This window comes from bacterium (assembly GCA_029210545.1).
GTDB lineage: Bacteria > BMS3Abin14 > BMS3Abin14 > BMS3Abin14 > BMS3Abin14 > JARGFV01.
On sequence record JARGFV010000090.1, the window covers coordinates 1 to 10493 of the forward strand.

The following is a 10493-nucleotide window of genomic DNA, read 5'->3' on the forward strand; positions in this document are numbered from 1 at the left end:
CAGAGGTGGGGGTGAAAGTGATTTTTGAGGGGGGAGGATCGAGGTGGGGGTGAGAGAAACCCCTCCTTCGAGATGTTTAAGACCCCGAGTCCCACCGTTGGCGGGATCGAGTGGCCATCAGGGGACGGACAGAAGGAGGGGAAGGGGCTTTCGGGAGAGGGCCGGGGTGAGGGGGAAAGTTTTCCCTTGAGTCACGCCGACTTGTCACGGTGAAGTTCGACTTGTGTGGGCATCTTGTCGCGGCGCAGTCACGCAATTAGCGTGACGAAGACGGACCGGTCACGCCATCTTGTCGCGGCGAAGTTATGCGCCAGGCATAACGAAGAGGGAAGCTCGCAGAGCGACGGCAAAAGCCATTGGCGACGCCCCAAGAACGAAGACGGATGCCGTGGCGCAGGGGGAAATCGGAAATATTCTACCCCGCCAGCGATTATCCCACCGGCTTGCCCCGGGCGCTCCCTTTCCTGTAGAATCTGCTTGTTTATCTGGGGGAGGGGTTTGCAATAAAACATATCCAAACCGCCCTCTGCCTCGGGGCGGTTTCACGATTAAAAAGTAAGAAAGTAGGTTTGTGTTCCATCGTCTTTGCGCAGGTTTGACCTGATCACACTGGCACGGTGGTACCCTCAAAAGCAGGTGAAGGTGAGGTTTGCCCAAATGTGGCGTCATTAGCAGGAAGGGATAAATGGACAACCCGTTCTTCGACAAGCCAATTCTGAATTCACCCTACGATTATCCTGATCGGCACTGGGAGCTTGACGAACATGGTCAGCCGACCCAGAAGGTCATTGAGGGTCGTCGGAGTGCTGAATTTATTACTCCGATACCGAAACCTAAAAGCGCAAAGGTAGGGCCGATCAGGAGCAACTTTTTGTAGACACGACGATTTCAACTGCTGACCAGAAGTATGATCCAACTTCAATGATCAATAACTTGCGCCGCCATGTGGATCAATGGCGTAAAATCCCAAACCCAAATGACTGGAAGGTCACTCCAGAAACAGCACGTCTACTCCAACACTGGCGACACCACCGGTTCAACAATATCCGCCCGTTCTTCTGTCAGGTCGAAGCCGTTGAAACCGCTATCTGGCTAAGCGAAGTTGCTCCCAACGATAAAGCGGGAAAAGGTTTTATTGAACATCTGGTCAATGCCAACAGCAATGCCAACCCGGAACTGATGCGCCTGGCGTTGAAGATGGCAACCGGAGCTGGCAAGACACCCTTTCTCCTCACCCCCACCCACCCCGCGTTAACCCTGTGTCACCCTGGAAGTCCATGGTTCCAGAGTCCACCGGCAAGACGGGACCATTTCATGGATCGCGTCTCTTGTTCCAGAAACAAAATTCCGCCGTCCATGAATTTTGTGGATCCAGACACGGAATTCAGGCTCCGCGGGAGAATTCCGTGTTCCGGGGCAGAGATGCCCCGGCCCCATTGAAGACACGGAATCGCCCGGTAAGGAAGCGTTGCGATTCCGTGTGTGGGAGAAACGAGGTGCAAACCGTGAGGCCGACCGGACCGCTATTACAGAAAACGCGCAATGATCCTGGATTCCGGATAATCACGCGAAGGCGTGATTTCCGGAATGACGGTGGGCCCTTGCGGTACAGCTTTTATCGGGATCGCTTCACTCTGACCACGGTTCGCGATGACAACCGCTTTTCTCTGCGTTCCCTGCTTGTCACGTCGACTTGTCGCGGCGTAGCTCGAAGAGCGAAGTCGGAAGCTGAAAGCGAAGACGGGCGTCCCTGCCTGTCCTGAGCTTGCCGAAGGGCGAGAGGCCGCCTTTACCGCTTTTACAGGAACCGCGCCTTGCCCCGGTCCTTCGACTTCCTCTGTGCCCTGGTGCGGTGGTGAGTGCCCTTCAGCCTTTTTCGGCATACGCCAGAGATCTCCCCTCCAGATTCCAGCCTTTCCCTGCGTACCCTTCTGTGATGAGTCAGCTTTTGATCTTCTCCGCGTCCTCCAGCCGTCGCCAAAGGCGAGGCCGAAGGAAAATATTGATTAACGGGGAGGGATATGAGAGCATTGGGAGCAAACATATCACAGGAGTGACTGATGCCCGGTAATCTGCATGTACGAAACCTTGAGGATGAGCTCATCCTTCGACTGAAACGGCGTGCGGCGCGGCACGGACGTTCGACCGAGGCTGAACATCGGGAAATATTGCGGCAGGCTCTCTCCGCCGAGGTCGAGCCCGCGTTTGGTGAACTTGCGGCGAAACTTCGCCAAATGACCAAAGGTCGTAAACACACGCCGTCGGAAGAGCTTATGCGTGAAGGCCGCGGCGAGCGGTGAACCATCTTGTCATCGATGCAAGCGTTGCGATCAAATGGCTTGTGGAAGAAGAGGGTACTGCCGAAGCGCTCACCGTTCTCGATAAGGCCAGATTGTCCGCGCCGGACCTTCTGATTGCGGAATGCGCCAATATACTCTGGAAAAAGGTGCAACGAGAGGAACTCTCCGAGGATGAGGCTCTGATCGGCGCGCGTATCCTGGAACAGGCGGACCTCGAAATCCTCCCTACACGGCACTTGCTCAGTTCTGCAACCAGCCTCGCTGTGCTGCTTGATCATCCAGCCTATGACTGTGTCTATCTGGAGCTGGCTTTAGAGCGAGGTTGGCGTTTTGCGACCGCTGATGAACGCTTTCTACGTAAAATCCGTGGGGAACAGCCCGTCCGTTTTTCGGACATGGTGCTATCTTTACGGGAGGCTGTGGCGGTGCTTGACTAACCCTGGATTCCCGGTTTTTTTCGTGCTATCGGCCTGACACGCCGAAGGCGTGATAACTCCGTGGCGAGACCGCCCTGGCCGCTTTCACAGGCCCCGCGCCTCCCCCCCCCTTGCCCAAGGCGACTGAAATATGTATCCTCGCTGACCAGGAACCAGACACTTGAAACCGGATACTGAATAACAGGAGCCCCCATGCGCTATTCAAGATATTTTCTTCCCACTCTGCGAGAAGTTCCTGCAGATGCGGAAGTCGTCAGCCACCAGCTCATGCTGCGGGCCGGCATGGTCCGGCGCATAGCGGCCGGGATCTACGACATCCTGCCCCTCGGCCTGAGGGTGATCCGCAAGGTCGAGAGGATCATCCGCGAGGAGATGGACAGAGCGGGCGCCCACGAGCTGTTCATGCCAAGCATCCTCCCCGCTGAGCTGTGGCAGGAGACAGGCCGGTGGGATTTCTACGGGAAGGAGCTCCTGCGCATCCGGGACCGCAACGGAAGGGATTTCTGTTACGGGCCCACCCATGAGGAGATCTTCACCGACCTGGTGAGACGGGAGATCCGCTCCTACCGGCAGTTGCCCCGGAACCTGTACCAGATCCAGACCAAGTTCCGTGACGAGGTGCGCCCGCGGTTCGGACTCATGAGGGGCCGGGAGTTTTCCATGAAAGACGCCTATTCCTTCGACCGGGACAAGGCCGGGGCCGAGAAAAGCTACCAGGCCATGCACGAGGCGTACACGGCCATCTTCCGGAGGTGCGGCCTGAAGTTCCGGGACGTGGAGGCGGACACCGGCAAGATCGGCGGAAGCCTTTCCCACGAGTTCATGGTCCTCGCCGACACCGGGGAGGACAGCGTGGTCAGCTGCCGGGGTTGCGATTATGCCGCCAACCTGGAAATGGCCGCCGTCGCTTCCCCTGCCGGGGAATCTCCGGCTGATGCTGCCGTTGAAAGAAACGGCAGCGGGGAGAAACGGAAGGATGTTTCCACACCGGGACAAAAATCGGTGGAAGAGGTTACCCGCTTCCTGGGGATTACTCCCGGGAAACTGGTCAAAACCATCGTCATGAGCGGCGACAAGGGAACGGTCGGTGTCCTGGTGCGGGGTGACCACGAGGTCAACCCGGTCAAGGTCCGTCGCCTTGTGGAGGACGAGACCCTGGAGCTGGCAGAGCCGGAGGTGGTGGAGAAGGTTACGGGCGCCCCCGTGGGATTCGCCGGTCCGGTCGGCCTGGCCATTCCCCTTTTCGCGGACAACAGTGTCGCTGCCATGTCGGGGTTCGTCACCGGCGGGAACGCGAAGGATGTCCACACGACGGGCGTGGACCTGGCCGATTTCAAGGTCGAGGCGTTCGCGGACCTGAGAGAGGCTGTCCAGGGGGACCCGTGCCCCCGCTGTGGCGGGGAACTGACCTTCCTGCGCGGTATCGAGGTGGGGCACATCTTCTACCTTGGCACCAGGTACAGCGAGTCCATGAAGGCCCATTACCTGGACGAGAGCGGGGATGAGAAGGTCATCGAGATGGGATGCTACGGCATCGGCGTGGGCAGGACGGCTGCGGCCGCCATCGAGCAGAACCACGACGACAAGGGGATCATCTGGCCCGTGCCCATCGCCCCTTTTACGGTGGCCCTTTTGTCCCTGGACCCGGGCAAGGAGGAGATCCACTCCGTGGCGGAAGGGATCTATGAAGAACTCATCGCCGGGGGTGTGGAGGTCCTTTTCGACGACCGGGAGGAGCGCCCCGGCGTGAAATTCAACGACGCGGACCTGATCGGCCTTCCCATGCGCGTCACCGTGGGCGGCCGCGGCGTGAAGGACGGTGTCGCGGAACTGAAGGAACGGGCGTCGGGACTGGAAGAGAAAGTTCCCCTTGATAAGGTTGTCAACGTTGTCATGGAATTCATAGCCTCCCGTTCCTGAGTCAAGGGGGCTGTGCGGGTTTCTCCGCCAGGCTACCGGTCGGCGGTGATGATTTCCTCCGCCCTCTCCTTCTGGATGGGGAACATGTCTTCCGGGACCGCTTCCCTGCAGAGAGCTTCGGCGACCATGTAACGGGCACAGGTCTGATAGTCGCCCAGGCAATAAATGGTTTTCATCATTTCCACCGCGGCGGGAGTGTTCTTTAATATTTTATTAAAGAATAGGCACTCATCAAGTAATGGGCATTGTCCCATCCCAACCTCCCTCGTCGATATGTTCATCGTCCCTGGGAAATGGACCGGAATGACGCTGTGTCGGTTTTGAACGCTCTTTTCCTAGCACAGGATAACCAAGAAAACAATTGATCAATATGATCGGGGGGCCCGCGGCCCCCTGCATTGAAAGCTTCAGCCGTTCATGATCTTGACAACCGTTTTTTGGAGGGAGCATGCGGGAAGAGAAGGTTCAGGTTGTAGTTGTAGGCGGCGGGCCCGCCGGTCTGGCCGCGTCCATGGCGGCGGCGGCAGCTGGAGCCGAAGTTCTTCTGCTGGAGCGGGGCAACTTCTCAGGGGCAAAGAACGTCATCGGAGGTATCCTCTTCACCCCGCCTCTGGAGCGGCTGATCCCCGGATTCCGTCAGGCCGACGCCCCCCTGGAGCGGCCCGTTGCCCGTCGTTCCTTCTCCATCCTCTCCGAAGGATCTTCCGCGGATCTGTCTTTCCGCTGTGGGGCTTTCGCGGATCCGCCCTATAACGGCTCCTTCACGGTGCTGCGGGCTCCCTTCGACCGCTGGCTCTCGAAAAAGGCGGAGGAGGCAGGAGTGGAAATTTTCAACGGAGTCGTCGTGGAGGGACTGCTCCGCGATGCCAGGGGCCGGGTTACCGGGGTAAAAACCAGGGTGGACGAGGGCGCCGACAGCGGCGAGGGAGAACTTTTTTCCGAGGTGGTCATCCTCGCCGAGGGCGCCAACGCTCTCATCGCGGAAAAAGAAGGGTTCCGGCCCAAAATGCTTTCAAACGAAATGGCAGTGGCTGTCAAGGAGGTCATCGCCCTCCCGGAGGAGGTCATACAGGACCGTTTCTGTCTCGAGGATGCGGAGGGGGAAGGACGGGAATATTACGGTGAAGCGGTGGCCGGGATGTTCGGGTCAGGCTTCATCTACACCAACCGGGAATCCCTTTCCGTTGGTGTGGCTGTTTCCGTGGCGGATCTGGCGAAAAGCGGGTTGAGTCCCAACGACCTGCTCGAGGGTTTCAAGTCCCACCCTTCCATCCGGCCCCTGTTGAAGTCGGGCGAGACGGTGGAGTACTCTGCCCATATGATCCCCGAAGGCGGCTACAACCGTATGGGCCGCCTGTTTGCCGACGGGATCCTGGTGGTGGGGGACGCCGCCGGGCTAGTGAACGTCTCCCCGTATCATGAGGGGATCAACCTTGCCGTGGCCTCCGGCATGGCTGCCGGGGAGACGGCTGCCGAGGCGGTGGCGAAGGGTGACACCTCCGCGGATGTCATGAAATCCTACCGGGAGCGCCTGGAGGAGAGCTTTGTCCTGAAGGATCTGAAGAAGTTCGCGGGTTTTCCGGGATATTTGAAGGAGAACCCCCAGCTTCTTTCCGTGTGGCCGGGGGTTTTTCTCGAGATGCTGCGGGAGGTTTTCACAGTCTCCGGGGAGCCGAAGCAGGAGATGGAGAACCGTGCCGCCGAAATGTTCAGCAGGGAGATCGGCGTTCTTTCTTTCCTGCGAACCGTGTTCCAGGGCGTCGGGGCTATGGATGCATTTCACCTGGAGACGGTCGCGCCTTTCGCGACGATACTGAAAGAGGGAGCCGGAAGCTGCCTGAACGCGACGAGCTTTGAAAACCTGGCGGAGTATTTCCGCCGCAACTGGTAAGGGAAACCAAAGATGACCCGGAAGAGCCTCACACTCGAGGATAAGATCGCTCTGGTCAAGCTCCGTCCATACAAGGAGAGCCACCTGGTGATCCACGACCAGCGGATCTGCCGGGACTGTGATCGCCGTGAGTGCGCCACCGTCTGTCCCGTGAAGACTTACGCGTGGGAAGAGGGCCGGGGTCAGATCGTCGTTTCCTTTGAAAACTGTTTTGAATGCGGGACATGCCGCCTGGCCTGCCCTTTTGAGAACATAGGATGGAAATATCCTCCCGGCGGCTATGGTGTCGAGTTCGGTCATGGTTGATACCGGCTTATACCCCGAAAAACAGAGGGTCTGTGTTGTCGGCGGCGGGCTGTCCGGCCTGTCGGCGGCGTACCTGATCAGGGAGGAGGCCGGGAAGGCCGGGCTGCCGGTCGAAATAACTCTCCTTGAGGCAGAACCCCGAACGGGAGGTAAGATAGGGACCCTTTCCTGGGAAGGTTGTCTTGGTGAGACCGGACCTAACGGTTTTCTGGACAACAAGCCCCACACCCTCGATCTCTGCGCGAGGATGGGAATAGAGGGCAGCCTGCTGCGCAGCACCGACGCGGCCCGTAAACGCTACATCTTTTCCGGCGGCCGCCTTCAAGCCCTCCCCGAAGATCCGGTCCTGTTCATGGGTTCCGATCTGGTCAGCGTCCGCGGCAGGATCCGGATCGCATCGGAATACCTGGTTCCGCGGAAGGAGGGCGCCGATGACGAGACTCTGGCCGACTTCGTCCGGCGCCGTCTGGGTAAAGAGGCCCTGGACAAGCTCATAGGGCCCATGGCATCAGGGGTTTTCGCCGGAGATCCTGAAAACATGAGCCTTGCCGCGTGTTTTCCAAAGGTTCTCGCGTTGGAGAAGAAGTACGGAGGCCTCATTCGCGGCATGCTTGCCATGAAGAAGGAGGCGGCCCTGAAGGGCGGATCCGGACCCGGATCCGCGGGGCCGGGTGGTGTGCTCACCTCTTTTACCGGGGGAATGGGCGACCTCACGGACGCGCTCAGCGGGCGGCTTGGGGAATCTGTCGTTACCTCCGCACCGGTTGTAAAGCTGGAAGCGGCCGCCAATGGGAGGAACCCACGCTACCGGCTCACCTGCGGAGATAGTAAGGATCGAGCCGAAACAGATGCGGCCGTGGTGGTGCTCGCGATTCCCGCCTATGCCTCCGCGGCTCTCCTCAGGGAACTGGATCCCGGAATAGCCGCTACCATGGACACGATACCATACGCCGTCATGGCGGTGGTGCACCTGGGTTACGACGAGAGTTCACTGCCCTTCCCCCTGGACGGGTTCGGCTTCCTGATTCCAAAGAGCGAAGGCCGCCGCATACTCGGTTCCCTCTGGGCTTCGAGCATCTTTTCAGGGAGGGCCCCCGCGGGCCATGCACTGCTGACAGTGATGATCGGAGGCGCCGGGGACCCGTTCACTCCCCGCCTGGATGAAGAGGATCTCCTGAACGTAGCCCGGCAGGAAGTCAATGTCACCATGGGAATAGAGACCGCGCCGGTTTTTTCCCGTGTGATCAAGTGGGAGAAGGCGATCCCTCAGTACACCTTCGGACACCTCGACCGGATCGAATCGATCGAGAACCGGCTGGCGGATCACCCTGGTCTGTTCATCACCGGCAACGCATGGCGGGGTGTGGGAATCAACGACTGTGTGGCCGAAGGGGAAAGGGCGGCCAGGAGGGTGCTGGAATATCTGAAGGAACACCGGGATGGCTCCGCCTGTTAACGGCTTTAACCTGCCCCACCGCCTTTTTCCGAGGCTCCTGTAAACCAAAAACCGGATTTCGGGTGGCTGAGCCCCCCCCCCTTGCCAAATATGTTGCCTTATGCTAGTGAATAGTCGGTTTCTTTCTTTGTTTGTTTTTCTGGAAAGAGCGGGCGGTGCCGGCTCTTTTGTATTTTCGGGACTTAAAACATGAACACGAACCGGGTGATCGGGCAGATCAGGGGGATCCTTGATCCGATCCTGAAGCAGCTGGATCTGGAACTGGTCGAAGTGACCTTCCGGGTGGAAAACGGCCGGTGGATCCTGAGGATCACCATCGACTGCGAAACCGGTGTCAGGGTGGAGCACTGTACGAAGGTGAGCAGGGAACTGAGCGTTCACCTGGATGTCGAGGATATCATCCCCGTCAAGTACTACCTGGAGGTTTCGTCCCCGGGACTGGACAGGCCCCTCAAGGACGAGAAGGATTTTGAACGGTTCACGGGCCGCCTCGTGGCAATCAAGACCCACAGATCCGTAGCGGGTCGCAAAAAGATCCGGGGTACTCTGGAAGGGATCGAGGACGGCATCGTCAAAGTCCTGCTCGAGGAAGGGATCCGGATCGATGTGCCGGTGGAGGACATTGCCACTGCACGGCTTGATTTCAAGTTCTGAGGGCGCGGGGCGCGGAACACAAGAGGCACCCTTCGACCTGGCTCAGGGTAAGGAACACAGAACGCAGAATAGTCGAGTAAAGGCAGGAAGTTTTTTCTGGCTACTGACTACTGAATACTGACTTCTTAATAATTGAGGACACCAAAATGAGCACCAATCAGGAACTGCTGATGATCTTTTCCCAGCTCGAGAGGGAAAAAGGCATCCACCAGGAGGCCCTTGTGGAAGCCATCGAGGCGGCTCTGGTCACAGCGGCCAAAAAAGTCTACGGCTCCGGGACCGACATCTACGCGAAGATGGACAGGCAGTCCGGGCGCATCGAGATCTACCAGCGCAAGGAGGTCACCCTCAAGGTCGAGGACGAAGCCATGCAGATCTCTCTCCTCGAGGCCCGGCAGCTCGATCCCGAGGTCATGCCGGGCGACGAGGTCGAGATCGAGATCGACGCCAATGAGTTCGGCCGTATCGCAGCGCAGACCGCCAAGCAGGTCATCGTTCAGAAGCTCAGGGAAGCCGAGCGGGAGATGGTCTACAATACCTATTCGGAGCGCATCGGGGAGATCATCAACGGCATCGTCCACGGGTTCAGCCGGGGGGCCATCATCGTGGATCTCGGCAAGACCGAGGCGGAACTCCCGCCCAAGGAGCAGGTCCCAAGGGAACGCTATAAACAGGGTGACCGGATCAAGGCGTACATCCTGGACGTCAAACAGAATGCGAAAGGTCCTCAGGTCGTCCTGTCCCGGACCGATCTTGATTTTCTCATGAAGCTTTTCGAGCTCGAGGTCCCGGAGATCGCCGAGAGGATCGTCGAGATCCGAAGCGCTGCCCGGGAACCGGGAGGCCGCTCCAAGATCGCCGTGGTGAGTCACGATCCCAACGTGGACCCGGTGGGCGCCTGTGTCGGCGTCAAGGGATCACGCGTACAGTCCGTCGTCAACGAACTGAGAGGGGAAAGGATCGACATTATCCCCTGGATCGCGGATCCGGCGCTTTTCGTCAGCAGCGCGCTGAGCCCGGCCCAGGTGACCAGGGTGATCATCAACGAGGCCGAAAAATCGATGGAAGTCATCGCGGCCGACGAGGAGCTCTCCCTTGCTATCGGCAAGAACGGCCAGAACGTCCGTTTGGCGGCCCGGTTGACCGGGTGGAATATCACCATCAAGAGCGAATCACAGGCCGAGGAGGAGAAAACTGCCCGGGAGACCTTTGAGAAGGCTGGAGCGAACGAACAGGCAGACGATGCCGGCATCTTTGACGGGATCTCCGAAAAGATCGTTCAGGCTCTTGACGATGCGGGCTTGGCCGATGCCGGGGCTATCGCAGCGGCCACCGACGAAGAGCTTTTAAGCATCCCTGGCCTCGGTCCCAAAACCGTGGACAAACTCCGTGAGCGGGCGGGAACACAGGGTGAAACCCCCGATTCAGCTGACGAAAGTGACGCTGACCAAGGTTGATGGACTCGCAAAAAGTCCATCAACGCGCCCCGCGCGGGGCGCCCAAATCAATGACTCACACCGTAAGTCATT

At 58.9% G+C, this 10493-nt stretch carries 9 protein-coding genes and 1 pseudogene; 9 read left to right on the forward strand and 1 reads right to left on the reverse strand.

Features of this window, described 5'->3' with window-relative positions; all coding sequences use genetic code 11:
* Positions 1-685 precede the first annotated feature (685 nt).
* From P1S46_09475 to P1S46_09490, 4 genes and pseudogenes are all read left to right on the forward strand, one after another.
* Positions 686-1221 (forward strand): annotated as a pseudogene (locus P1S46_09475) (restriction endonuclease).
* Positions 1222-2060: 839 nt separating this feature from the next.
* Complete coding sequence (locus P1S46_09480) at positions 2061-2300, forward strand: hypothetical protein (protein ID MDF1536712.1); 240 nt, start codon at positions 2061-2063, stop codon at positions 2298-2300.
* Positions 2297-2737, forward strand: a complete 441-nt coding sequence (locus tag P1S46_09485; protein ID MDF1536713.1) for a type II toxin-antitoxin system VapC family toxin — start codon at positions 2297-2299, stop codon at positions 2735-2737. The genes P1S46_09480 and P1S46_09485 overlap by 4 nt, the downstream gene beginning before the upstream one ends.
* 192 nt (positions 2738-2929) lie before the next feature.
* Positions 2930-4657 carry a proline--tRNA ligase gene (locus P1S46_09490; protein ID MDF1536714.1) on the forward strand — a complete coding sequence of 576 codons (1728 nt, stop codon included), beginning with the start codon at positions 2930-2932 and terminating at the stop codon, positions 4655-4657.
* Between the two features lie 32 nt (positions 4658-4689).
* On the opposite strand, the gene P1S46_09495 is transcribed toward P1S46_09490, so the two are convergent.
* A complete protein-coding gene (locus tag P1S46_09495) occupies positions 4690-4833 on the reverse strand; it encodes a hypothetical protein (protein MDF1536715.1) in 144 nt (47 codons plus the stop codon).
* A 272-nt stretch (positions 4834-5105) separates the two neighbouring features.
* Here P1S46_09495 and P1S46_09500 point away from each other — a divergent pair, with 272 nt between their 5' ends.
* The 5 genes from P1S46_09500 to nusA all read left to right on the forward strand — a co-directional run bounded on the left by P1S46_09500 (position 5106) and on the right by nusA (position 10421).
* The gene (locus P1S46_09500) at positions 5106-6548 is read left to right on the forward strand and encodes an FAD-dependent oxidoreductase (protein MDF1536716.1); all 1443 of its coding nucleotides are present in this window, start codon (positions 5106-5108) and stop codon (positions 6546-6548) included.
* Positions 6549-6560: 12 nt separating this feature from the next.
* The gene (locus tag P1S46_09505) at positions 6561-6854 is read left to right on the forward strand and encodes a 4Fe-4S dicluster domain-containing protein (protein MDF1536717.1); all 294 of its coding nucleotides are present in this window, start codon (positions 6561-6563) and stop codon (positions 6852-6854) included.
* On the forward strand, positions 6847-8310 hold the full coding sequence (gene hemG, locus P1S46_09510) for a protoporphyrinogen oxidase (GenBank protein ID MDF1536718.1): 1464 nt from the start codon (positions 6847-6849) through the stop codon (positions 8308-8310). The genes P1S46_09505 and hemG overlap by 8 nt, the downstream gene beginning before the upstream one ends.
* A gap of 189 nt (positions 8311-8499) precedes the next feature.
* A complete protein-coding gene (locus P1S46_09515; protein ID MDF1536719.1) occupies positions 8500-8964 on the forward strand; it encodes a ribosome maturation factor RimP in 465 nt (154 codons plus the stop codon).
* 146 nt (positions 8965-9110) lie between these two features.
* Complete coding sequence (gene nusA / locus P1S46_09520; protein MDF1536720.1) at positions 9111-10421, forward strand: transcription termination factor NusA; 1311 nt, start codon at positions 9111-9113, stop codon at positions 10419-10421.
* Positions 10422-10493 lie beyond the last annotated feature (72 nt).

What these genes read in the sequence shown, in the direction of transcription:
- P1S46_09480 (MDF1536712.1), top strand. Translation starts at nt 2,061, where the DNA reads ATGCCCGGTAATCTGCATGTACGAAACCTTGAGGATGAGCTCATCCTT.
- P1S46_09490 (MDF1536714.1), top strand. Translation starts at nt 2,930, where the DNA reads ATGCGCTATTCAAGATATTTTCTTCCCACTCTGCGAGAAGTTCCTGCA.
- P1S46_09495 (MDF1536715.1), bottom strand. Translation starts at nt 4,833, where the DNA reads ATGAAAACCATTTATTGCCTGGGCGACTATCAGACCTGTGCCCGTTAC.
- P1S46_09500 (MDF1536716.1), top strand. Translation starts at nt 5,106, where the DNA reads ATGCGGGAAGAGAAGGTTCAGGTTGTAGTTGTAGGCGGCGGGCCCGCC.
- P1S46_09505 (MDF1536717.1), top strand. Translation starts at nt 6,561, where the DNA reads ATGACCCGGAAGAGCCTCACACTCGAGGATAAGATCGCTCTGGTCAAG.
- hemG (MDF1536718.1), top strand. Translation starts at nt 6,847, where the DNA reads ATGGTTGATACCGGCTTATACCCCGAAAAACAGAGGGTCTGTGTTGTC.
- P1S46_09515 (MDF1536719.1), top strand. Translation starts at nt 8,500, where the DNA reads ATGAACACGAACCGGGTGATCGGGCAGATCAGGGGGATCCTTGATCCG.
- nusA (MDF1536720.1), top strand. Translation starts at nt 9,111, where the DNA reads ATGAGCACCAATCAGGAACTGCTGATGATCTTTTCCCAGCTCGAGAGG.